Here is a 24,419-nt window from a genome sequence, read left to right on the forward strand (position 1 = left end):
CCGTCATGTCGCCCCACGCCCCCCGGATGGGGGCGCGGGGAACTGCGCAAACCTCACGACGGCCCCGCAGCCGACAAGGCGCCTCACCCCCCCGGATGGGGGCGCGGGGAACTGCGCGAAATCCCACGACGAACCTGCAGCCGTCATGTCGCCCCACGCCCCCCGGATGGGGGCGCGGGGAACTGCGCAAACCTCACGACGGCCCCGCAGCCGACAAGGCGCCTCACCCCCCCGGGATAGGGGCGCGGGGAACTGCGCAAAAAACCGCCCCCCCAACCCCCTCACGGCATGCGATAAGCCGACAACGCCGCCGTATCGTCGTCCAGCCGCGCATCGCTGTACGCCAGCAGATCCTGATGGAGCCGGTTCAGCAGGCCGCCAGGCCCCAGCGCCGCCCACCCCCGCACTCGCTCCGTCAGCGGATAGAAGTTCCCGCGCCTGTCACGCGTCTCGGTCACCCCGTCCGTGTACAGCAGCAGCTGATCCCCGGGCCCGAACGGCTTCACCTCGACGTGGTAGTCGTCCCCCACGAGCACCCCCAGATTGATGGGCGGCGAGGGATCCTCCGGCTCCAGTTCCACGACCTCGCCGCGCCGGATGAGCAGCGGTGGCGGATGCCCGCAGTTGACGAGGCGCACGACGGGTTCACCCTCCGGGATCTCCGCGAACACGGCGGTGACGAACCGCTCCGCCACCTCGCTCCCGCGCAGCTCCGCCGCCCTGCGGGTCATGCTGGTCTCCACCCGGTGCGCCACCGCGGCCAGGTTCGGCTCGTCGTGCGCGGCCTCGCGGAACGCGCCGAGCATCGTCGCCGCGGTCTCCACCGCCACCAGCCCCTTGCCCCGGACGTCGCCGATGAGCAGCCGCACCCCGTGCGCCGTCGGTACCGCCTCGTACAGATCTCCCCCGATGCGCGCCTCCGCGGCGGCGGACAGGTACAGGGTCTCCACGCAGATCTGCCCGACCCGGTGCGGCACCGGCCGCAGCAGCACGCGCTGGGCCGTCTCGGCCACGAACCGCACGGTCGCGAGGGTGCGTTCCCGGCGGGTCCGGTGGGCGGCGAGAAGGGCGCCGAGAAGCCCTATCAGGGCGGTCGAGACGTACGAGGCCACGTAGTGCCGCTCCCACAGATAGCCCACGGAGCGGCCCGCGCAGCACGGCGTGCCCGCCAGGACCCCCTCGAAGACGATCGTGAGGGCCGTGACGAGGGCGACGGTGACGGGGCCGTGGGCGAAGGCGGCGATGACGGGGATCGCGATGAGCACGAAGCTGACCGGCCAGTCCACCGGCGTGAGCGGTTCCAGCGCCAGGACCGCCGCCACGTAGAGCAACGGCAGCCACCGCAACCACGCGGGAGGCGCGGGCGTGGCCCCGCCCGCGAGACCCGTGCTGTCCGTGCCGCCCGACGATCCCGCCGGCCGGCCCCGGGCGTCACGGAAACCTGGCCGGTGGGGCCGTCTCACGGCTCGCTCCGCGGCGCACGGCACGCCGCCGGCGGCAGGAACCCACGCGGGCCCTGGCGGATCCGGTCACTCGGCCTGTGCACACGAACTCCTGGCGGGGGGCTGATCACGAGGATCAGCCCGATGCGGTCCGCAGGTCAAACCGATCATTTACTCCGAAAGAGGCATATCGGTACCTTCGTGACGATCCTACGGCACGGGGATCATGCGATACAGGGCCGTAGGGGGTACTCGCAGCAGGAGCCCTGCGCTGGGCAGCGCGCTGTGACGGGGGCAGCATGGAAGTACCCGAACAGGGAGATCCGGGATGACAGCCGACTCGTTCCAGGCCGAGGACGACAACAGGGGCCCGGGGCAGGAGCGGACCAGCGGCCTGCTGGACATGCTCAGCGTCGCCGCGGTCGTGCTGGACCCGAGCGGCCGCATCGTCTTCTGGAGCCCCCAGGCGGAGGATCTCTTCGGGTACACCGCGCAGGAGGCGCTCGGAGAGTTCGCGGCGCGCCTGTTCATCCAGCCCGAGCACCTGCACGCCGTGGTCAGCCTGTTCTCCGAGGTGCTGGAGACCGGACGCAGCTGGTCCGGGGCCTTCCCCATCCGGCACAAGGACGGCGACACCCGCCTCATGGAGTTCCGCAACATGCGGCTCCTGAACGACCGGGGCGACGCCTACGCCCTCGGCATCGCCGCCGACCACACCGCCCTGCAGCAGGTGGAGACCAACCTGGCGCTGTGCGAACGGCTGGTCAACCAGTCACCCATCGGCCTGGCCCTCATGGACCCGGAGCTGCGCTGCCTGCTGGTCAACCCCGCGCTGGAGCGCATCGACGGGATACCCGCCAAGGAGCACATCGGCCGGCACCTGCGCGAGACCCTGGCCTTCCCCGACATCGACACCATCGAGTCCGCCCTGCAGCAGGTCCTGGCCACCGGCACCCCGCTGCTCGACCAGTACGCCGTCGGCCGCACCCCCGCCGACCCCGACAACGACCACGCCTGGTCCCTCTCGTTCTACCGGCTGGAGGACCCCGGCGGGCGGGTCCTCGGCGCGGCGACCTCGGTCGTGGACGTCACCGAGCGCCATCGCGCGGCCATCGAGGCCGACCGGGCCCGGCGCCGGCTGGCCCTGATCGCCGACGCCTCCGCCCGGGTGGGCACCACGCTGGAGGTGGACACCACCGCACGGGAGCTGGCCGAGATCGCGACCCCGGTGCTCGCCGACGTGGTCGCCGTCGACGTCCTGGACTCGGCGCTCGCCTGCCGCCGCACGAGCAAACCCGACACCGGTCCGGAACTCTTCCGGGCGCTCGCCCTGAAGGCCTCGCATCCCACGGTGGCCCTGCGCGCCGCCGATCCTCCCGGCGACCTCGCCTCCTACGAGGGGGACCGGCTGGTCACCCTGTGCGTCCACTCCGGGCGGCCGGTCCTGGTGCGTCACGTCGGCGACCAGGACCTCTCACGGATCGCCCGCGACCCCGAGGCGACCACCCTCCTCGCACGCGCCGGCGTCCACTCCTACCTGGCGGTCCCGCTGATCGCGCACGGCGAGGTGCTCGGGGCGCTGGACCTCAAGCGCACCCGCAACCCGGTCGCCTTCGACGACGACGACGTCGTCCTGGCCAGCGAGCTGGCCGGCCGGGCCGCGGTGGCCATCGACAACGCCCGCTGGTACCAGAGCGTGCGCAACACCGCCCTCACGCTCCAGCGCAGCCTGCTGCCCGCCCACCCGCTGCAGCACACCGGCCTGGAGCTGGCCACCCGCTACCAGCCGGCGCAGACCACGAGCGAGGTCGGCGGCGACTGGTACGACGTCATCCCGCTCGCGGGGGACAAGACGGCGCTGGTCGTCGGCGACGTCATGGGCAACGGCATCGACGCCGCCGCCACCATGGGCAGGCTGCGGACCGCGACCTGCGCCTACGCGGACCTCGACCTCGAACCCGACGCGGTCCTCCAGCACCTGGACAAGATCACCTGTGATCTGGAGCACTACATCGTCACCTGCGTCTACGCCGTGTACGACCCGCACGAGAGGACCTGCCGGATCGCGAACGCGGGACACATGCCGCCCGCGCTGGTGGGTCCCGGACACGCCCCCACGCTCCTGGAACTGCCCGCGGGCGCCCCGCTCGGCGTCGGCGGCGTCCCGTTCGAGACGACCACGGTCCGGCTGGACGAGGGGGATCTGCTGATCCTCTACACCGACGGCCTCGTGGAGACCCGGCACCATCCCATAGACGACCGGCTCGACCTCCTCCTGAGCCTGCTCGACGAGCCCCGACGCCCCCTGGAGGAGACCTGCGACCTGCTGCTGTACGGGCTGCGCCACCCCGACGACCACGACGACGTCGCCCTTCTCGTCGCCCGCGCCGCCTGATCCGGCGCCCCGGGTCCCTCAGACCCTGCGCCAGCGCGCCAGCGCGAAGGAGAAGAGACCGAACAGCGCCACTCCCACGGCCACCAGGACCAGCAGCCACGGTCCGAACGGCGTGTCGGCGAACGAGCGCAGCGTGTCGTCCAGCCCCTTGGCCCGGTCGGGCCGGTAGTCCACCGCCGCCCGCACGGCGAAGACGCCCGCCGCGGCGAACACCAGTCCGCGCGTGGCGCCGCCGCCCACACCCGTGACGTCCACCGCGCGGCGCGCCCGCCGGGACATCTCACCGAGCTTCAGCTTGTCGTGGAAGTCGCGCCGCACCGCCCTGACACCGATCCACACCCCGGCGCCGAGCACCCCGACCGCGGCGACCCCCACGATCCACTGGCCGCCGGGCATCCCCAGGGCCCGGGCGGTGAGGTCCCGGGACTGCTGGTCACTGGAGGAGCCCCCGTTGCCCGAACCCGCCGCCAGCGACAGCACGGAGGTGGCGACGAACCCGTAGAACACGCACCGCCCGAGCGCCATGAGCCGCTTGTGGACCTTGCGTCCGTCCGCTCCCCCCGCTCCGAACGCGGCCTCCGACAGCCGCCACAGCGCCATCCCGGCCAGTCCGGCCCCCAGCGCCCACAGCATCACGGCGCCGAACGGCTCCTTGGCGATCTCGGCGAGGGCTCCCTGCCGGTCCGCCTCCTGGTGCCCGTCACCGAAGGCGATCCTCAGGGCCAGCACGCCGATCAGCAGATAGATCACCCCCCGCGCCGTCAGCCCCGCCCGAGCGGCGCCCTCCGTCACCGAATCCCTGGTGCGCCGCGTTCCGGCCCCGGTCGCGCGGGCCACCGTACTCGTGTTCATCCGGACCTCCTGGGACCCGGATGCCCCGGCACCCGGCGGGCACACGCGGTCGGCGGGCGCGGGGCCGACGGTGAGGGCCCCGCGCGAGCGGACGGCGGTCGTCGGCGGCGAGCCGGCGGCCCTCAGGTCTTGCGCCGCCGGCCCGTCGCCCGCGGCGTGCGCTCGGCTCCCCGGGGAGCGGGGGTCATGTCGTCCAGGCCCAGGACGTCGTCGCCGTACAGGTCGTGCAGCCAGTTGGTCTGGTAGATCGTGTCCAGGTAGCGCTCGCCGAGGTCCGGCGCGATCGCCACGGCGGTCAGGCCCCGTCTCTCGTGCCGGGCCAGCCAGTCCATCGCGCCGCTGACCACGGTCCCGGTCGAACCCCCGAACAGGAACCCGCGCCGGGCCAGCCGGTGGCAGGCGCGGATGGTGTCCGCCTCCTCGACCCTGATCACCTCGTCGACGTACGACTCGTCGAGCAGCGGCGGCCGCATGCTCATGCCCAGCCCGGGAATCATCCGCCGACCCGGCTCGCCCCCGAAGCTCACCGAACCCACGCTGTCCACCGCCACGATCCGCACCGGCCGGTGCCACTCGCGGAAGTAGCGGGCGCAGCCCATCAGGGTCCCGGTGGTGCCCGCGCCGACGAACAGCACGTCGAGGCGGGGGAACTGACGGGCGATCTCCGGGGCCGTCCTGCGGTAGTGCGCCCGCCAGTTGCCCGGGTTGGTGTACTGGCTGAGCCACACGTACCGGTCGTCGGAGGCGCACAGCGCGCGCACGTAGTCGATCCGGGCACCGAGGAACCCGCCGTTGGCGTCCAGGTCCGCGATGATGTGGACCTCACTGCCCAGCGCCTCCATGAGCAGCCTGGTCGACAGGTTGCAGCGGGAGTCCGTCACACAGATGAACCGGTAGCCCTTGCTCGCGGCGATCATGCTGAGTGCCACGCCCAGGTTTCCCGACGACGACTCGACAAGGATCGAGTCCGGCCCGAGGAGCCCGTCCCGCTCAGCGGTCTCCACCATCTCGATCGCGGCCTTCAGTTTGACCGAACCGGCGAAGTTGAAGCCCTCGCACTTCAGGTAGAGGGAGCGCCCGAAGATCGACTGGAGATCGACGTAGAGCTGGCTTTCGTTGAAGGCTTGAGGGGTGGAGATGACGGGCACGGTGGCCTCCTGGTGCCAGAGCCGAAGGTGAAGGCGTTCAGCCGTATCGGCGCAGCTCGTGGAAGAAGTGGTCGATGAGGTGGAGGTGTCCGGCCAGGGCGATCTCGTCGTAGACGTACTTGCCGACGGCGAGGTCGAGGACGCCCAGCCCGAACGGTGAGAACACCACGGGCCGGTCGGTCGGCGGGCTCACCCGTCCGGACATGACGTCGTCGAGGGTGCCGTTCAGGAAGTCACGGTTGCCGGTGAGCTGTTCGGCCAGGTGCGGCGAGGTGTCGGCCTTCAGGCAGTGCTCGACGTCGTCCACGAAGTTGGCCGAGCGCAGCAGGATCTGGGGTGCGAGGTCGCGCAGGGAGACATGCAGGACCAGGGGGTTGTGGGTGAACCAGTCGGGATCGGTGACATGGGGCTGGGAGGCGACGGTGGCGAACACCACCAGGTCGCTGGAGCGGATCAGCTCCTCGGGGCTCTCGTGCACGGTGACCTGCCCCGTGGCGCCGGACTGCTCCAGATAGCCGCGGAAGCCGGCCGCGCTGTCCGGGGACACGTCGTGCACGCCGACCCGCTCGAACGCCCAGCCCGTGCCGGCCAGGAACGTGTGGATGTAGCGGGCGATCAGACCCGTGCCGAAGAACCCGACGCGGGTGGGACGCGACCTGCCGTGGCTGAGCCGGTCGGCCGCCAGCGCGGCGGACGCCGCGGTCCTGGTGGCGCTGACGATGGAGCTCTCCAGGCAGGCGAACGGATATCCCGTGTCATGGTCGTTGAGGATGAGCACGGCCGAGGCCCGGGGCAGGCCGGACGGGACGTTGGCGGGGAAGCTGGAGATCCACTTCAGGCCGTCCACCGGGGCCGGGCCGCCGAGGGACGCGGGCAGGGCGATGATCCGGTCCGCGGGGCGGTCCGGGAAGCGCAGGAAGTACGACGGAGGGTTGACGGAGTCACCCGAGCCGTGCAGCCGGTAGGTGGCCTCGACCAGTTCCACGACCTGCTTCTCGCGCCTGTGGAGGGCCTGGCGCACCTGGGCGCCGGAGATCACCGCGAAGGTGGGTGCCGGGGCCCGGTGCGAGGCCGTGGGCTGGGGGGTGGGGGAGGAGGTCGTGGTCATCGCCCGCTCGCCTCCAGGGTCGGGCACGCGTCCGAGAGCCTGCGCGGCTCGGCCATCGCGACCACCACCTCGCGCTCCCCGCCGAACGCCTCCCGGCTGTGCGCGGTGCGCACGTTGTCCACGAGCATCAGGTCTCCCGCCTGCCAGGGCTCTCTGCGGGTGTGCTCCTCGTAGGCGGCGTTGAGCGTGGCGACGATGTCCTCCCCGACCGGCGCTCCGTCGCCGAAACGGGTGTTGAACGGCAGCCCGTCCTCGCCGTAGACGTCCACCAGGTACTCGCGCACCTCCGGGGCCAGGGTCCACTGGTTCAGGAACGCGATCTGGTTGAACCAGCAGCGCCGGCCGGTGAGCGGGTGCCCCACCACGGCGCTGCGGCGCTGACGGGTACGCAGCGAACCGTCGGACTGCCAGTCGAACTCGATGGCGTTCGCACGACAGTACTGCTCGATCGCCACGGGGTTCTCCGTGCCGAACGACTCCGTCAGGGACGCCCCGATCTCGTCGTTGTAGCTGCGCGTGAGCAGCCAGCCCTCCCGTTCGAACCGCTCGGTGATCGCGGGCGGCAGCGCGGCCAGCACACGCTCGGAGTCGGCCACCGCGGTCGCGCCGCCCTCGGCCGGCGCGGTCAGGCACGCGAACAGCATCAGGCCGGGCACCTCCAGCCGGTAGCTGAGTTCGTGGTGCATGCACATCGGCTGGTTGGACGGCCAGGTGGCGGAGGAGTACAGGCCCGGGCCACGGCTCTCCCGGGGCGCGAACGCCTCCCTCTCCGTCATCAGACCGCCGGCCAGCGCGGTGAGGACGGCGCCGGCCGAGGCGGCGTCACCGAGCCCCAGACCGCGGACCAGCAGCGCGCCGTGCTCGGTGACCTGCGCCCTCAGCGCCTCGCGGTACTCGGCGGCCCAGGCCGACGGGTCCGGCGCGGTGTCTACCCGCAGGATCGGGGGCTTGTCCGGCCGCAGCTCCACCTCGAGCAGGGAGGCCAGCGATTGCGAGGACGACATCTGTTTTCCTTTCGACAGCCGTTCAAGAGGCCCGAGGAGGTTCACAGGGGGGTCAGGGTGACGCGATCAGTTCGACGGCTCCCAGGACCGCCGACGCCGCTCCGGCCGGACGGGTGCGCGGGAAGTAGTGGCCGCCGTCGGCCAGTTCCCGCAGCTCCACGTGGTCGGCCAGCGACTGCCAGTCCCGGTACCGGTCGCGGAAACCGGGGGTCAGGGGGTCGTCGGCGGCGATGACGACGGTGACCGGCGCAGTCAGTCTCACCGCCGGAGGGTGTTCCAGCACATCGGCGAAGTAGCGGTGGGCGGACACACAGTCGTGCCGGTACGCGGCGCCGACATGCTCGGCGTGCCGGGCGTTCAGCTCGCCCAGCTCGGTGTATCCGCTGTCCGCGGTCAGGTCCCCGGCGATCTCGGCGTTGCTGCGCGCCTCGAGCGCGGTCAGGGCGTGCCGCCGTTCCTCGGCGGTCCCCGGCAGCTGCGCGCCGAGGAACACCCGGGGCACCTCCACACCGCGCTCCAGAAGCCGCCTCGCGGTCTCCAGCGCCGGGGCGGCACCCGAGGAGTGGCCCCACAGCATGACCTTCGTGAGGCCGCGTGCGGTGATCTCCGCGACAACCCGTTCCACCGTCTGCGCCATCGGAGTGAACGGCTCGTCCCGGGCGGCCAGGTCGTGGCCGGGCAGGTCGACCGCGTACACGGCGGGGCCGCGCCCGGCGAGGGCGGCGGCCATCGGCCGGAAGTTGACCGCGTTGCCGCCCGCGTAGGGGAAGCACACCAGGGCGCACTCGGGCCCGCCGTCCGTCCCGGACAGCGGCTGGAGCAGCTCGGTGCGGCCGGCGGCCGTCCCGTCCAGGAGGGCGGCGAGGTCGGCGAGCACCGGATGCCGGGTGATGTCCTTGAGGGACACCGCGCGGCCCAGCGCGATGGTCAGTTTCACGGCCGTCAGCGAGGTGCCGCCCGAGTCGAAGAAGTGGTCGTGCCGCCCGATCTGCCCCGCGGGGACACCGAGCACCTCGGCCCAGGCGGCGGCCAGCCTGCTCTCGCCCTCCGTGCGCGGCGCACGGTCCTCCTGCCCCGCGCCGCCGTCGGCGGGCGGGCCGGCCGGGTCCTGCTCGGCCAGCGCGGTCAGCGCCTTCCGGTCGACCTTGCCGTTGGCGGTCAGCGGCAGGCTGGGCAGCCAGTGGAAGGCCGAGGGGACCATGTACGAGGGCAGCGCGGTCCCCAGCGCCTGCCGCAGCACCTCCACCTGCCGGGTCCTGCCGCAGTAGTAGGCGATCAGGTGCCGGGTGCGGCCGGCCCGCTCGGCGACGACCACGGCGCCGTCGCGCACTCCGGGCACCTTGAGCAGGGTGTTCTCGATCTCCCCGATCTCGATGCGGAAGCCGCGGATCTTCACCTGGTTGTCGCGGCGGCCGAGGAACTCCAGCTTGCCGTCCGGGTGCCAGCGGCCCCAGTCGCCCCCCACGTACAGCCGCTCACCGGGCCGGTGGGGGTCCTCGCGGTACGCCGCGCGCGTCCGCTCGGGGTCGTTGACGTAGCCGCGTCCCACGCAGACCCCGGAGAACGCGATCACCCCGGGGGCGCCCAGGGGCACCAGCGCCAGCCGCTCGTCCACGACGTGGACGCGCACGTTGTTCACGGCCCGGCCGAGCAGCACCCGGTCGCCCTGCGGCAGCGCGTCCATGACCTCGTGGTTGGTGTCGTCCGAGGTCTCGGTCAGCCCGTAGGCGTTGACCAGGGTGACCCCCGGCCTGATGGCGAACCAGCGCTGGATCAGCTCCCGCTTCAGCGCCTCGCCGGTCACCGACACGCATCGTAGGTCGGGCAGGTCGCGCGGGCGCCGTTCGAGACAGGAGACGACGACCTCCAGATACGAGGGCACGACCTGCACCACCCCGGCCCGGCCCCGGACCAGGGTGTCCAGGAAGCGCTCCACGTCCAGCACGGCCTCCTGCTCCACCAGCAGCGTTCGCCCGCCGACCAGCAGCGCGGCCAGCAGCTGCCACAGCGAGATGTCGAAGCACTGCGGCGCGGTCTGCGCCACCACCCGGTCCTCGCCGATCCCCAGGTCGTCGATCTTGGCGAAGAGGTGGTTGAGCATGCCCGCGTGCTCGCACATGGCGCCCTTGGGCTCGCCGGTGGAGCCCGAGGTGAAGTAGATGTACGCGAGCTGGTCGGGGGCGACCTCCACCCCGAGGTCGCCGTCCGCGTGCCCTTCCTCGTACGCCGCCCCGATCAGCAGCCGCTCGACCCCGTCGAGCGTGCCCAGGGCCTGGTCGAGGGTGCTGGTGCTGCCGGGCTCGGTGAGCGCCAGCCGGCAGCCGGCGCGCGTCAGCACGGCCGCGATCCGGGACGCCGGGAAGTGCGGTTCGACGGGCAGGTAGACGCCGCCGGCCTTGAACACCGCCAGCACCGAGGCCAGCCAGTCCAGGTCGCGTTCGGTGACGACCGCCACCACGCTCTCGCGTTGCACGCCGTGGGCGAGGAGCGCTCGCGCCAGCCGGTTGGCCCGCTGGTTCAGCTCCTGGTAGGTCCAGGAGCGGTCGCCGTGCACGGCGGCCACGGCATCGGGCCGCTCGCGCACCCGACGCTCGAACAGCTCGTGGGCACGCGCGTCGGGCAGCTCCCGGTGCGGCCCGGCGAGCCCGTGCAGCTGGTACCGCGTCTCCTCGGCGGACAGGAGGTCCACCCGGGTGTGCTCGGCGTCGGCGTCGGACGCCATCGCCGTGAGCGCGGCCAGGTGGTAGCCGCCGATCCGGGCCGCGGCCTCCGCGTCCAGCACCTGCGTGCGGCAGCGCAGCCGCACCGACAGCCGGCCGTCGTGGTCGGACCAGTCCACGCTCAGCGCGGCGTCGTCGACCAGTCCGCAGGTGCTCCTGCCCGGGTCGAACACGACCTCGTACGACGGCCCGCTCACCCCCAGCTCCCGCCGCAGGTCGTCCACCGGGAAGTCGCGGTGCCGCAGCAGGTCCGCCTCGGCCTCCCGAGCGCTCTCCACCAGTGCCCGCCACGAGCCGGGGGCGACGGCGAGGCGGCAGGGCAGCGGCCCGCGCCGGGTCCCGGCGGCGTAGCCCGTCACCACGTCCCGCTCACCCGACAGCGCCGCGAGCACCTTGGCGTGGGCGGCCAGCAGCACCGCGCTCAGCGGGACGGAGAGCTGCCGCGCGAGGGCGCGGACCCGCACGCCGACGTCCTGCGGCACCGTCGCCTCGTACTCGGCGACGCCCGCCGCCGGCTCCCGCACCCAGCGGGGGACCGCGGTCAGTCCGCCGGCGTCGAGCACACCGGTCCAGAACTCCCGGTCCGTCTGCACGTGCGCTTCCATCGGATGACCTTCCTCAGCGGGCCTGCGGCGCGGCGTCGCCGGCGCAGGGCGGGGGAGCGGCGGCCGCCTGGCCCGGCGCGAGGGCGGGCGCGGGAGCCTGCGGCATCGGCGCGGCGGGGTTGCCTCCCCACTGTTCGTGCGGGGGCACTTCCTCGCCCTTCATGAGGAAGGAGTCGGTCGCCAGCACGGCGCCCTCGCCCATGGTCACGCCGTAGTGCACATGCGCGCCGACGCCGAGGGTGCAGTCCGCGCCGAGCCTGCTGTGGTCGGACTTGAACGTGCCGTCCTCCTGCGAGTGGCACTGGATCTTGCTGCCGGCGTTGAACGTGCAGTCGTCCCCGATGGTGGTGAGGGTCCGTTCCGTCACCAGGAGCCCGTCGTCGAACACCCGGCGGCCGATGCGTACGCCGAGCAGCCGCCAGACCAGGCTCTTGAACGGGGTGCCGTTGAACATGTTCAGGAAGCGGGCCGGGACCTTCCACAGGCGCTCGTGCCACCAGAAGTAGGGGTCGTAGATGGAGCAGAGCTGGGGGCGCAGCGGCCGGAACCTCGCGATGCACCGCTCGGTCAGGATGAAGTACAGCGTGGTGAAGCCGAGGGTGAGCGCCAGGTAGGTGGCGATCACCAGGTGTCCGAGGACGCCGTACAGGTCGAAGGAGGCGAGCGCGATCAGGGCGAGGCCGAAGGCGTGCAGCCAGCGCAGGACCAGCCACAGAGCGATGGAGCGCAGGTTGTAGTGGTTCTTGGCGCGCAGGCGGCGCCGCAGCTCGTCGCCGGCCCGCAGGTGGTCGAACCGGGTGTCGCGCTCCACGGTGCGCGGGATCTCGAAGCAGGGGGAGCCGAGCAGGCCGATCCCGCTGCGGATCTCGCCGTCGAGCGGGATCATCACCTTGGTCGCCAGCAGGCAGTTCTCGCCCGTCCTGCCGCCCGCGGGATAGGCGATGTTGTTGCCGATGAAGTTGTGCGGCCCGATCGAGGCCCGGGACACCTTGAAGGACGTGCTGGAGTAGTCGGCGTTCACGATGGAGAGCCCGTCGGCGACCATCGTCCCCCGGCCGACCCGGGCCAGGAACGGCGACTCGTGCTGCATCTCCGTGCCGAAGTTCGACCCGGTCTGCTCGACCTGGGTCAGGTCGTACCCGAGGCCGCGCAGGTAGTGGACGACGAAGGAGCTGTCGCCGAACAGCCAGGCGTAGAACTTGATGTTCGTCATGACGACGATCGCCCGGTGGGCCGCATAGCGGAATCCGTAGAGCGGATAGACCCGGTCGGGCTTGAGGGCGAGGCTCAGCAGGCGGGGCAGGGTGTACAGGACGAGGAGGCCGAGGACCCCGACGCCGAAGAAGGCGGCGAGGGAGACCTGCAGCGCGTCGACCACGAGCACCGACGGTGTCAGCGTGCCCGCGTCCGGGTCCAGCCGGTCGTCCAGCGACGGGACGGCGTTGATCAGCAAGTACACACCGCCGACGCTCAGCGGCAGGTACAGCAGGAACAGCTGGAGCAGGGAGGACAGGCTGAAGCAGGCCCGGCGCAGCGTGCCGCACCTGGCCGGGGGGACCCGCAGGTAGTCGATGGACGTGGGTTCCGCGGGGCAGCCGTGGTGGTGCTCGGCGTCGGGGACCGACTGGCCCCGGTACAGGGCGGAGGAGTGTCCGAGCTGGCTCCGGTCGCCCATCGACGTGTCGATGTCGAGCACCGTCTTCTCGCCGATGAGGACGTCCCGGCCGATGCTGACCCGGCCGGTCTGGATCTGGCCGGCGTGCGCCCGGTAGCACAGGAAGAACGATTCTTTGCGGATGACCGTGCCCGCGCCGACGGACAGCAGGTCGGTGCAGACCGGGACCGAGCGGGACAGGATCGTGACGCCCTTGCCGATTCGGGCGCCGAGGGCCCGCAGGTACAGCACGTACAGGGGAGTTCCGACGAACAGGATCATCGGGTTGGCGTGCACCAGGACCTTGACTATCCAGAAGCGCAGATAGGCCGGGCTCCACACCTCGAACGCGCACGGCTTCCAGCGTCCGACGAGCACCCATTTCGCGACGATGGGCAGCGCGCACACCGCGAGGAACCCCATGCCGCCGAACAGGACGGCGCGCAGATAGATCTGTACGAAGCCGTCGCCATTGGACACCCAGTCGTAGCCCTGGGCGGCGCCCACTCCGACGAGGAAGGAGTACGCCAGGAAGACCATGAGCTGGAGGGTGCCGCACAGGACGAAGTCGACCGTGCCGGCCCGGTTCCTGCGTGCCGGTGCCTGCTCGCTGACGTGCTGCACCAGGGCCGGGGCCGATGCCGTCACCCGTAGGTCGCCGGCGGCCTGGACGGTCGCGGAGGAGTCCCCCGCCGGCCGTGTCGCCGCCGCGGGGGAGGCGTCCGCGAGCGCCGCCGCCAGGCTCTTGACCGTCGGGTTGCGGTAGATGTCCTTCATGGAGGCGGACGGCAGATCGGGCCGCTTCCTCAGCCGCGCGCAGAACTGCGCCATGACCAGCGAGTTGGCGCCGAGGTCGTGGAAGAAGTGGCTGTCGGCCCCGACCTGTTCGACGGAGACAAGGTCGGCCAGTACTTCGGCGAGTTTCCTAGCGGTGTCTGTCGTCGTCATGCCGGTATCGCTGGGCTTGGCGGTCGCGGGTTCTTCGGGCCCGGACGTCAAGACCTCGGCAGACTTCTCCACCATTCGAGCTCCTCGAAGACATGTCGACAACCCCCGGCCAGCGGCCGGTCCGGAGTTCTCGCACCCGGTGACGAAGGGGCGGGAATTCCGGAGCTTACGAGTCGTTGAGGTCGTTCGCTCTTATGTGATCACGAAACCACGCGTTTCAGTTTTATTCGACCGCCGTCGGACTGCCACTCGGGCGACGAATGGGAGACGGCGTGTCACTGACGCTCGACGGCCGGTATTCCACCGTTCCCGCATCGTCCGAGTGAGCAGGATTTTTCACCCAAGTGGACGTCGAGTCCCCGAGGGTGGGTTTCTCGATGGCCGACCCCGGAAGTTCCAGGGCACATCGGAAGGTGGTTATTACATCTTATTCTACAGGCCGTTCGGCTCTTGTGTGGGTCGAAGCCGCGGCCGCGGCGGCGTTCGCGGGCGACTCCTACTCGGAGGTCTCGAGTTCGAACCAGCTGGTCTTGCCGGTCGCCGTGTGGAAGCAGCCCCAGGCGGCACTGAGTATCTCCAGGAGTTCCACCCCGCGTCCGCTCTCCGCCTCCTCGGTGCAGATGGAGCGGCGGAACGGGCGGGTGTCGTGGGTGTCCTCGACCTCGCAGCGCAGCCGGGAGTCGGACACCCGCAGGTTGAGCCGGACCGGGCCGGGCGCGTGGCGCAGCGCGTTGGTGACCAGCTCGCTGACCAGGAGCTCGGCGGTGTCCGCGAGTTCGCCGCCCAGCTTCCACGCGGCCAGGCGTGCCGTCACCAGCCGCCTGGCGCGAGAGACCGAGACGGGCTCGCTGGCCAGGGGCCAGGAGGCCTCCCGTGCGACGACGCGGTTCGCCGGAACGCTCAGCGGGTGCAGGGACCGCGCGCCGCGGGCCCACAGCGCCGCGCATCGGCGCCACCAGGAGGCGGAGGCGGCGGCGGACGGTCCCGGGAGGGAGGCGAACATCGTGATCAGCTCATTTCGCGCTGTCAGGGTCGGGAGTGCGGCCGTGCCGGCCGCATCGCCGTTCATGTAGCGCGTGCTACAGGGACATCTATAGGTGTAGCACGTGCTACGGTAAAAAGCCATAAATACTACCGAAATGGTGCGAACTGGACGCGTGACCCGGATCGATGCGGAGTGCCCATGCCACGCCCCCCCGACCCCGCCAAGCGGCTGGAACTGCTGGACCGAGTCCGTGAGTACGTGGTCCGCCACGGGCTCGCCGGGCTCTCCCTGCGCCCCATGGCCCGGGCGCTGGGGACCAGCGACCGCATGCTGCTGTACTACTTCGGCACCAAGGAGCGCCTGGTCTCCGAGGCGCTCGCCCTGGATGAGCGGCGCCCGATGCTGCGCTTCGCCTCGCTTCTGGAGGACGTCGGCCCCGTCCGGGACGCGGCCACCCTGCGGCGCTTCCTGGAGGAGGTGTGGCGGCAGCTCGGTGCGCCGGACCGCCGCGCCATGCTGCCGCTCTACTTCGAACTGATGGCCGTCAGCCTGATGGACCCCGACCGCTACGGCCCCCTCTTCCGCAGTCTGCTCTCCGAGTGGACTGGCCTGCTCACGCCCCTCTTCCGCGGTCTCGGCATGTCCGAGGAGGCCGCCCGGGAGGAGGCCGCCCTCGTGGTCGGCTCCGCCTTCGGTCTGGTGTTCGCCCCCTTGGCCGACGGCGACTGGGACCGCGCGGACCGCGCCTTCCGCGTCCTTCTGGACCGGTTCGAACCCCACTGGTCCACCGGCCGCGGCGCGGGTGCGGACGCCTGAGACCGGAGCGTCCCGCCTTGCGGCGGCCGTCGCGGGGCAGCAGGCTGCGAGGTGACGAAGGGAGCCCTTCGATGACCCAGCACCCACCACCGCACTCCGCGCCGCTGGAGCGGCCGGTGGTCGGCTCCTACCCCACCTACGAGGGGGCCCAGCGAGCCGTCGACTTCCTCTCCGACCACAGGTTCCCGGTGGAGCGCACCGCGATCATCGGCACGGACCTGCGCATGGTGGAGACGGTGCTGGGGCGCCTCACCCGCGGTCGTGCCGCGCTCGCCGGTGCCGGCTCGGGCGCCTGGTTCGGGCTGCTCATCGGCCTGCTGCTGGCCCTGTTCGCGGCAGGCAACCACCGCGTGTTCGTCCTGATGATCAGCGGCCTGTTCTACGGCGCGATCTTCGGTGCCCTCTTCGGATTCACCGGCCACGCGCTCACCGGGGGCCGCCACGACTTCGCCTCCCGCAGCCAGATCGTCGCCGCGCGCTACGACGTCGTGGCCGAGGCGGAGGTCGCCGAGGAGGCCAGGAACATGCTGATCAAACTGGGCTGGCGCGAGGGCTGAGGCCCGCCTCTCCTCCCGCGGCCGGGCGGGCTACCAGTGCGGCGACCGGTGGGTCAGGGGGGGCGGCAGCGCCGGGCGGCCGCCTGCGCGGTCTCCTCGTCGTCCGAGGCGTCCCTCTCACCGGTCACCACCCCGCGGCGCACCACGACCAGCGCGGCGTCGTCGTCGAAGGTGCTCCGGCAGAACATGCCGAGATCGTCACGGACCCGCTCGATCAGCCCGCCCGGGGTGTCCATGTCCTTCCAGGACGGAAGCCGTTCGGCGAGCGGATAGAACCGGTCGTCCGCGTCCCGCGCCTCGGTGACTCCGTCGGTGTAGAGCACCAGCATGTCGCCGGGCTCGAACGCGTACGTGTCCACGGACCCCGTCGGCGCGTGGGGCAGGCACATGCCGAGCGGAGTCGCGCACTGCCCCGGCGCGAGGACCGTGACCTGCCCTGCGCGCAGCCGGAACGGCGGGGGGTGACCGCAGTTGAGGATCCGCACCACGGGCTCGTGGTCGGGGATGTCGATCAGCATGGCCGTGACGAAGGACTCGTCCGCGTCCGGCTCCTCCCTCGCGGGCTGCGCCAGACTCCAGCACACCGTCGCGTCCAGCTCCGCCCGGAGCGCGGGCAGCGCCGGCTCCCGGTGGGCGGCGCTCCTGAACCCGCCCAGCACCAGGGCCGCGTCCTCGATCGCGGGCAGGCCCTTGCCCCGGACGTCGCCCAGGAGCAGGCGGGTCCCCTGACGGGTCCGCACGGCCGCGTACAGGTCGCCGCCGATCCGCGCGTGGTCGGTCGCGGCCCGGTAGGCGCTCGCGATGCGCAGCGTGCCCATGCGCTCGGGTAGCGGCTGCAGCACGACCTGTTGCGCGGCCTCGGCCACGGACCGCACCTGGCGCAGCTCGGCGCTGTGCCTCTCCCGCAGTCTGCAGAAGACGACGGTGAGCGCGCAGATCAGCACCAGGGCGATGAGCTGGCTCTCGTGGTTGGAGTTGAACAGGCTGTTGCGGATCACCGAGATCGCCACCAGCGCCCCGACGGACAGGGCGCCGATCAGCGCGGTGAGCCGGGAGCCGCCGATGGAGGCGGTGATCGCCGGCGCGACCACGAGCAAGGGCCCCAGATGCGTGCTCTGGGGCGCCAGCACGTCGGCGATCGTGATCACGACGATCAGGGCGATGGGGATCACCACGAGGTTGCGGCTGGACTGCCATGACCAAGCGCCACCGTCGTGGGGCTGAAGGCGCATACTCCATGAATACACCCGCAGCTCGGCCCGCGAGTACCTGACGGGGCGGTCGTCTCACCTCGACGCGTCGGGCTCCTGAAGCAGGCCGCCGCGCCGCAGTACGGCGTATCCCATGCCGGCACCCACCGCCAACGGCCACTCCAGCACGCCGATCACCGTCAGCGCGCCCAGCCCCGCGTACAGCGGCAGGCCCTCCTTGACGGACATCACCCGGCGGGCGGCGGCCACGGGCAGCGAGGCGGCGCTTCCCACCGCGGAGGCCACCACGCTCAGGGGCCCGACGGCGACGGACAGCACGTGCCGGCCAGGAGCGGGCGAGGATGTCGGCCTCCCGGCGCGTCGCGGTGCGCGGGGCGTGGGCGGTGCCTTCTTCTCCGCCCTCTTGTTCTCCGCTTTTCCGACCCTGCCCGGTGCTTTTCCGACCCTGCTCGAAGTCCTCGCCGATGCCTTGGTCCTGACCTTGGCCTTGGCTTTGGGATTGGCCTTTGCTTCTGCCTTGGCCGCCGTTGCCGGTTTCGGCTTGGTCTCCATCGGCTTCGCGGACTTCACCGGTTTCACCGACTTCACCGTCTTCACCGTCTTCACGGACTTCACCGGCTTCACGGACTTCACCGGCTTCGCCCGCCTCGGCTCGGTTCCCACCGAGGCGGTCCCCGTCCGTCCGGCCCGGGCCCCCGTCGGCCCGGCCTTCTTCGGCCCGCGCACCGCCGCTGGAGGCCTCTCGGCCCTCTTCTGCGTTCTCGTGCTCGACGTTCTCGTGCCGGTCGGCGCGGACACGGGACGTCGCCGTGTGCTCTGCGTCGTCTTCGCCCCGGCGGCGTCACGCGACGGCGCTCGGGTGGTCTTGGTCCGCGGGGCCGGGCGCTTCTCGGCGGTCTTCGGCGTGGTCACGGTTCACTTCCGTTCGTGGGTCCGGGACTTGGCCCCCCGACCAGAGCGCACGGCGCGCCCTGACACCAGCCACAAGCTACCCGTGGGTCCGCGGGCCTGCGAGCCAGGACGCCGTTCGGCTCAGCACGCCGGGCGGGGCGCCCGGGGCCCGGGTCATGATGATCGCGACCGGCCGGGGGCCATCGGCGAGGACCGGGGACGAACCGGGGGACAGACCCGCGTGGAAAGGTGGCGTGCGGATGTCGCTGCTGTCCGGAGTGCGGCTTCCCCTGACAGGACCGCTGGCCGAACAGATGGCCGCCGGGGTCCGCGGTGCCGTGGACATGGCCGCCACGGTGCTCGGCATGGAGCGCCGCGACGTCTGGTCGCGCCCGGGGCGCTCCCACATCGAGGTACGAGGCGTGCGCGGCCCGCACGGACTGTCGCTCGGCGGCCTCGTGGAGCAGGCGCTCGAGGAGCACCCCTGCGTGTCGTGGGCGCGGGTCAACGGCCCCGCCGAGCGGGTCGTCGTCGAACTCACCTCCCCGCCACCGCCCCAGGACGAACTCATCCGGATCATCGCCCGAGCGGAGGCCCACGGCGCGCACACCGCCCCGACGTCCGGCGTGCCCGACCGCTGGTGCCCTCAGCCGCATCACCCCTCCGAGGGACGGGGCAAGCGGCCCAGCCTCCCCGTGCTGGCCGCGGACGTGGCCGGGCTGCTCCTCATGGTGGGCACCCGGCTGTCGCCCTGGCCACCGCTGCCCGCCGAGGTGGGGGCGCTGGCGGCCGCCGTCCAGCACCATCCCTGGTTGCGCAGGGCGATGCTGTCCGCTCTGTCCGCGCAGGGGAACGCGGGACCTCTGGTCCCCGTGCTCAACGCGATCCTCCAGGGCGTCGCCACGCGCGGCGGCGGCCTGGTGCTCGACGTCGCGCAGCGCGTCGTGCAGTGGCGGGAGGCCAATGCGGCACTCGACGCCTGGGTGCGGGCCGAGCCCGAGATGGTGCGGGGACCCGAGGACGCGCACGCCGAGCCGATCGTCGTCGAACGCCCGACCGCCCACGAGGACGTCACCAGCCGCTACGCCGGACGGGCGATGGGCGCCGGCGCCGCCGTGGGAGCGCTGGCCGCACCCTACGCCGGGCCCCGGCGGGGCCTCGCGGTGGCGCTGGCGAGCATGCCGAAGGCGCCCGAGGCCGGCCGCGAGGGCTTCGCCACCAGTCTCGGCAGGTTCCTGGCCCTGCGCGGCGTGGTGGCCATGGACCGCAGCGCCCTGCGCCGCCTCGGCCAGGTGAACACCGTCCTGCTCGACGTGGACGTCCTGCGCAGCGGACGCCACGAGCTGACCGAACTGACCCTGCTCGGCGACGCCGGGTCCGAGCAGGTCTCCGACCGGCTGTTCGCCCTGTTCGACCCGGCCGCACCCGCCCGGACCCGGCGGGACGACGACGGCTGGGCGCTCGGGCCGCTGGAGGACCTTCGGGTGACGGGCCGCACCGGGCGCCGGGAGGCGGAGCGGTTGCGGTTCCGGGGCAGCGAGACGGTGCTGGGCCTGGCCTTCCGGCGCCGCCTGGTGGCCGTGGCGGGGGTCGCGACCCAGACCCTGCCCGGGGCGCAGGCGCTGGCCGCCGCCGCCCGCCGCTCGGGTATCCGCGTGATCCTCGCCGGTGACCAGCCCTATCCCGAACTCGGCTTCGTCGACGCGATGGTGCCCACGGGCGGCCACCTCGTGGCGTCGGTGCGCGCCCTCCAGGCGGAGGGCGCGGTGGTGCTCCTGGTGTCGGGCAACCGCCGGGCGCTCGGCGCCTCCGACTGCGGCATCGGCGTCCACCGTCAGGGCGAACCGCCGGCCTGGGGCGCCCATCTGCTGGTCGGCACCGACCTCGACGCGGTCGGGCTGATCCTCACCGGTGTCGGAGTGGCCCGCCAGGTCGACCGCGACAGCGCGGTGCTGGCCGCGAGCGGCAGCGGCATCGGCGCGGTCGCCGCCCTGCGGGCACCGGCGGGCCAGGCGTGCTCGCGCGGACAGACGGCCTGCAACACCGCCGGCGGGATCGCCTTCGGTCTCGGCCTGTGGCGCGCCCGCCAACTGTGCGCACGTCCCCTCACCCCCTCCGTGGAGACCGTCCCCTGGCATCTGATGCCGTCCGCACGCGTACTGGAACGGCTGGGCACGAGCGGCGACGGGCTCACCCCGCAGGAGGCCGCGGCGCGTGCCAAGGGCGTGCCGGAAGCGGGCGCCGCACCGCGCACCACCCTGCCGTCGGCGTTCGTGGAGGAGCTGGCCAACCCGCTCACGCCGGTCCTGGCCGGCGGCGCGGCCCTGGCGGCGGCCGTGGGCTCCAAGGCGGACGCCGCGCTGGTCGCCTGCATCACCGCGACCTCCGCCCTGGTCGGAGGCGTCCAACGGGTACGGACCGAGCGCGCCCTGGCCGCCCTGACGGCACGCTCGGCCGTCGGAGCACGGGTGCGCCGGGGAGGACGCGAGTACCTGGTCACCGCGGGCGAACTGGTGCCCGGGGACGCCATCCTGCTCCGTTCCGAGGACGTCGTACCCGCCGACTGCCGTCTGCTGGAGGCCGAGGGACTGGAGGTCGACGAGTCCTCCCTGACCGGCGAGTCCCTGCCCGTGGCCAAGGATCCGGCGCCCGTGGTCGCCTCCCAGCTCACCGAGCGCCGCTCGATGCTCTACGAGGGCACCACGGTCTCCGCCGGGCAGGCCCTCGCCGTCGTCGTGGCCACCGGCGCGGCCACCGAGGTGGGGCGCACCATGGCCACCGCGCGCGAGGCGGCACCGGTGACCGGCGTCGAGGCCCGCCTGTCGGCGCTGACCAAGGCCAGCCTCCCGGTGGCGACGGCGTCCGCGGCGGCCGTCGCCGGAGCGGGGCTGCTGCACGGCCGCCCGCTCGCCCAGAGCCTCGCCTCGGCGGTCAACCTGGCCGTCGCCTCGGTCCCCGAGGGACTGCCGTTCCTCGTCAACGCGGCCCAACTGGCCTCGGCGCGGCGGCTGGCCGAGCACGGCGCCCTGGTCCGCAACCCGCGCACCATCGAGGCGCTGGGCCGGGCCGATGTGCTCTGCTTCGACAAGACCGGCACCCTGACCGAGGGCACCCTCCAGCTCGCCTCCGTCAGCGACGGGACCAGCACCCTCCCGGTCGGCGGACTCGGCACGGGACACAAGGGGGTGCTGTCCGCCGCCCTGCGCGCCACCCCCGCCGCCCGCCGCTCGCAGCCCATGGCCCACCAGACCGACCGGGCCGTGGACGCGGGCGCGCGTCGGGCCCGGGTGACGGTGGGTCGGGGCGCGCCCCGCTGGCGCCGCACCGACACCCTGCCCTTCGACCCGTCCCGCGCCTACCACGCCACCGCGGGCCGCACCGGGAACACGGCGCTGCTCAGCGTCAAGGGTGCCCCGGAGACCGTGCTCGCCCGCTGCCGGAGCAGGCGTCTGAACGGCACCGAGAGCGCCCTGGACGCCGCCGGGCGCGGGGCGCTCGCCCGGGTCACCGAGGAACTGGCCGGTGCGGGGCGCCGCGTCCTGGCCGTGGCGGAGCGCACCCTGGGCCCCGGCGAGGAGCTGACCGACGGCACGGTACGCGACCTGGTGTTCGTCGGGTTCGTGGTCCTGGCCGACCCCGTCCGCCCCGGAGCGGCGCCCGCCACCGCACGGTTGCGCGCCGCCGGAGTGCACACGGTCCTGCTCACCGGGGACCACGCCGCCACCGCCGAGGCCATCGCCGCCTCCGTCACCGGCGAGCGGGAGCACACGGTGATCACCGGGCCCGAACTGGACGAGCTCGACGACGTCTCGCTCGACGGGCTGCTGCCCAAGGTGGACGTGATCGCCCGGTGCACCCCGCGCCACAAGGTCCGTATCGTCCAGGCCTACCAGCGCCTTGGCCGGGTGGTGGCGATGACCGGGGACGGCGCCAACGACGCACCCGCCATCCGCCTCGCCGACGTCGGCATCGCGCTGGGACGCCGCGGCACCCCGGCCGCCACCGCCGCGGCCGACGTGGTCATCGGCGACGACCGTCTGGAGACGATCGTCACCGCCCTGACCGAGGGCCGGGCGATGTGGACCTCCGTCAGGACCGCGCTGGCCATCCTCATCGGCGGCAACCTCGGCGAGGTCACCTTCAGCGTGCTCGCCTCGGCGCTGGCGGGCAGCTCCCCGCTGAGCGCCCGTCAGATCATGCTGGTCAACCTGCTCACCGACCTGGCCCCGGCCCTGTCGATCGCCGTGCGCACCCCGGCCCGGAGCACGGGGGAGCAGCTCCTCGAAGAGGGCCCCCAGCACTCCCTGGGCACCGCGCTGACCCAGGAGATGCTGCAACGCGGACTGACCACCGCGCTGGGCGCGGGACTGGCCTGGACGGCGGCCCGCTTCACCGGCACCCAGCGCAGGGCGGCCACCGTGGCCCTGGCCGCGGTGGTCGGCACCCAGCTGGCGCAGACCCTGGTCAGCGGTGGCGCGAACCGCCAGGTGCTGGCCGCCACCATCGGCTCGGCCGCGCTGCTCACGGGCATCATCCAGACGCCCGGCGTCAGTCAGTTCTTCGGGTCGACGCCGCTCGGTCCGCTCGCCTGGGGCATCGCGCTGGCGGCCATCGCCACCGCCATGGCGCTCCACCCGGCACTCGGTCCGCTCGCGAGCCGGCTGGCGGACACGGGGTGGCTGCCCACCGCCGCCGAAGGGGCCGACGGGCCGGGCGAGGACGCGGGAGCGGCACCGCTGTCCTCGGCCGCCGCCGCGCTCGCCGCGGTTCCGGTCGGCTGGCTGAACGGGGCGCTCGGACGCCTCGGCCTGGGCCTGCCCCTCCTGCGACTGCCGTCCTGACCGTGACGGGCCCCGCCCGCGCCCCGCGTCACAGCCAGCCGTTGCGCTTGAAGCCCCGGTAGATGAAGAAGCAGGCGGCGGCGATGACCGCCAGGGCGAGCGGATAGCCGTAACGCCAGTGCAGTTCCGGCATGTGGTCGAAGTTCATGCCGTACACACCGCACACCATGGTGGGCACGGCGACGATCGCGGCCCACGCGGTGATCTTGCGGGCGTCCTCGTTCTGCGCCACGGCCACCTGCGCGAGATGGGCCTGCAGAATGGAGTCCAGCAGCGCGTCGAACGCCGTGACCTGCTCGGTGACCCGGCTGAGATGGTCGGCGACGTCCCGGAAGTACGCCTGGATCTCCCGGTCGACGAAGCGCATCGGTTCGGTGGCGAGCCGGGACATCGGCCGGGCGAGGGGGACCACCGCCCGCTTGAGTTCGAGCAGTTCGCGCTTGAGCTGGTAGATGCGGCCGGCGTCGGCGCCGCGCGGGCTCTGCGGGGAGAACACCTCCGACTCGACCTGGTCGATGTCGTCCTGGACGGAGTCGGCGACGGTCACGTAGTCGTCGACGACATGGTCCGCGACGGCGTGCAGCACCGCGGACGGCCCCTTCGCCAACTGGGCGGGGTCCGACTCCAGTTCCTCCCGCAGCGGACCGAGGGAGCCGTGCCGGCCATGGCGGACGGTGACCACGAAGTCGGGGCCGGTGAAGACCATGATCTCGCCGGTGTTGACCACCTCGCTGGTGGCGGTCAGCTCCGAGTGCTCCACATACGTGACCGTCTTGAAGACGGCGAACAGCACCTCGCCGTACTGCTCCACCTTGGGACGCTGATGGGCGTGCACGGCGTCCTCCACCGCGAGCGGGTGCAGGTCGAACAGCTTGGCGACCCCGGCGAACTCCTCGTCGGTCGGCTCGTGCAGGCCCAGCCACACGAAGCCGTTCCTGCGGCGCACCTGCCGGACGGCCTCCTCGACGGAGTCGACGTCGGGGCGGCGCACGCCGTCGCGGTAGACGACGCAGTTGACGACCGTGGAGCCGAGCGGGGAGCGGGCGGGGTGACTGAGGTCCACGCGGCGGCTGCGCCGGGTCAGCCGGGCGACCTTGCGCAGATTGCCGACCATCGACATGCGGAACTCTCCTTTCGCCGGGACTTCGGGGGCCCGGGCAGTGTCCCAGGCGGGGGTAAGACGGACGCCGGCACCCGCCGGTGCCGGGAGCGCCGCCCACCTCCCCCTCACCTCACCGGTCT

At 72.6% G+C, this 24,419-nt stretch carries 15 protein-coding genes; 4 read left to right on the forward strand and 11 right to left on the reverse strand.

From position 1 onward, the window contains the following. Positions 1 to 281: 281 nt before the first annotated feature. Positions 282 to 1,322: a PP2C family protein-serine/threonine phosphatase gene (locus AB0C59_RS18430; RefSeq protein WP_363005803.1), complete on the reverse strand. Its 1,041-nt coding sequence runs from the start codon at positions 1,320 to 1,322 to the stop codon at positions 282 to 284. Positions 1,323 to 1,770: 448 nt separating this feature from the next. Between AB0C59_RS18430 and AB0C59_RS18435 the strand changes: the two genes are divergently transcribed. After that, complete coding sequence (locus AB0C59_RS18435) at positions 1,771 to 3,837, forward strand: SpoIIE family protein phosphatase (protein ID WP_363005698.1); 2,067 nt, start codon at positions 1,771 to 1,773, stop codon at positions 3,835 to 3,837. Positions 3,838 to 3,855: 18 nt separating this feature from the next. On the opposite strand, the gene AB0C59_RS18440 is transcribed toward AB0C59_RS18435, so the two are convergent. The 7 genes from AB0C59_RS18440 to AB0C59_RS18470 all read right to left on the reverse strand — a co-directional run bounded on the left by AB0C59_RS18440 (position 3,856) and on the right by AB0C59_RS18470 (position 14,945). Beyond that, positions 3,856 to 4,689: a DUF1206 domain-containing protein gene (locus tag AB0C59_RS18440; protein ID WP_363005700.1), complete on the reverse strand. Its 834-nt coding sequence runs from the start codon at positions 4,687 to 4,689 to the stop codon at positions 3,856 to 3,858. Between the two features lie 122 nt (positions 4,690 to 4,811). Beyond that, positions 4,812 to 5,837 carry a 2,3-diaminopropionate biosynthesis protein SbnA gene (gene sbnA, locus AB0C59_RS18445; protein WP_363005702.1) on the reverse strand — a complete coding sequence of 342 codons (1,026 nt, stop codon included), beginning with the start codon at positions 5,835 to 5,837 and terminating at the stop codon, positions 4,812 to 4,814. A gap of 37 nt (positions 5,838 to 5,874) precedes the next feature. Then, on the reverse strand, positions 5,875 to 6,945 hold the full coding sequence (sbnB, locus tag AB0C59_RS18450; protein ID WP_363005704.1) for a 2,3-diaminopropionate biosynthesis protein SbnB: 1,071 nt from the start codon (positions 6,943 to 6,945) through the stop codon (positions 5,875 to 5,877). Further along, positions 6,942 to 7,949, reverse strand: coding sequence for a TauD/TfdA family dioxygenase (locus tag AB0C59_RS18455; protein WP_363005706.1), 1,008 nt, complete (start codon positions 7,947 to 7,949; stop codon positions 6,942 to 6,944). Before AB0C59_RS18455 ends, sbnB begins: the two co-directional genes overlap by 4 nt. Before the next feature lie 52 nt (positions 7,950 to 8,001). Next, positions 8,002 to 11,274: an amino acid adenylation domain-containing protein gene (locus AB0C59_RS18460; protein WP_363005708.1), complete on the reverse strand. Its 3,273-nt coding sequence runs from the start codon at positions 11,272 to 11,274 to the stop codon at positions 8,002 to 8,004. A 13-nt stretch (positions 11,275 to 11,287) separates the two neighbouring features. Continuing rightward, a complete protein-coding gene (locus tag AB0C59_RS18465; RefSeq protein ID WP_363005710.1) occupies positions 11,288 to 13,951 on the reverse strand; it encodes a Pls/PosA family non-ribosomal peptide synthetase in 2,664 nt (887 codons plus the stop codon). Between the two features lie 421 nt (positions 13,952 to 14,372). Next, positions 14,373 to 14,945 (reverse strand): ATP-binding protein, encoded by a 573-nt coding sequence (locus tag AB0C59_RS18470; RefSeq protein ID WP_363005712.1) that lies wholly within the window; start codon positions 14,943 to 14,945, stop codon positions 14,373 to 14,375. A 114-nt stretch (positions 14,946 to 15,059) separates the two neighbouring features. On the opposite strand from AB0C59_RS18470, the gene AB0C59_RS18475 reads away from it, so the two are divergent. Then, on the forward strand, positions 15,060 to 15,677 hold the full coding sequence (locus tag AB0C59_RS18475; protein WP_363005714.1) for a TetR/AcrR family transcriptional regulator: 618 nt from the start codon (positions 15,060 to 15,062) through the stop codon (positions 15,675 to 15,677). A 71-nt stretch (positions 15,678 to 15,748) separates the two neighbouring features. Then, positions 15,749 to 16,234 (forward strand): general stress protein, encoded by a 486-nt coding sequence (locus AB0C59_RS18480; RefSeq protein ID WP_363005716.1) that lies wholly within the window; start codon positions 15,749 to 15,751, stop codon positions 16,232 to 16,234. Positions 16,235 to 16,287: 53 nt separating this feature from the next. Here AB0C59_RS18480 and AB0C59_RS18485 read toward each other — a convergent pair whose 3' ends face one another. Together AB0C59_RS18485 and AB0C59_RS18490 are read right to left on the reverse strand one after the other, a co-directional pair. Next, positions 16,288 to 17,466: a PP2C family protein-serine/threonine phosphatase gene (locus tag AB0C59_RS18485; protein WP_363005718.1), complete on the reverse strand. Its 1,179-nt coding sequence runs from the start codon at positions 17,464 to 17,466 to the stop codon at positions 16,288 to 16,290. Positions 17,467 to 17,520: 54 nt separating this feature from the next. After that, entirely contained in the window at positions 17,521 to 17,763 is a 243-nt protein-coding gene (locus AB0C59_RS18490; protein ID WP_363005720.1) for a hypothetical protein, read from the reverse strand. An 833-nt stretch (positions 17,764 to 18,596) separates the two neighbouring features. Between AB0C59_RS18490 and AB0C59_RS18495 the strand changes: the two genes are divergently transcribed. Further along, positions 18,597 to 23,177, forward strand: a complete 4,581-nt coding sequence (locus tag AB0C59_RS18495; protein WP_363005722.1) for a cation-translocating P-type ATPase — start codon at positions 18,597 to 18,599, stop codon at positions 23,175 to 23,177. A gap of 28 nt (positions 23,178 to 23,205) precedes the next feature. On the opposite strand, the gene AB0C59_RS18500 is transcribed toward AB0C59_RS18495, so the two are convergent. Further along, positions 23,206 to 24,297: a magnesium and cobalt transport protein CorA gene (locus tag AB0C59_RS18500; RefSeq protein ID WP_363005724.1), complete on the reverse strand. Its 1,092-nt coding sequence runs from the start codon at positions 24,295 to 24,297 to the stop codon at positions 23,206 to 23,208. Between the last annotated feature and the right edge of the window lie 122 nt (positions 24,298 to 24,419).

This window comes from Streptomyces sp. NPDC048664 (assembly GCF_040650555.1).
Taxonomy (GTDB): Bacteria; Actinomycetota; Actinomycetes; order Streptomycetales; family Streptomycetaceae; genus Streptomyces.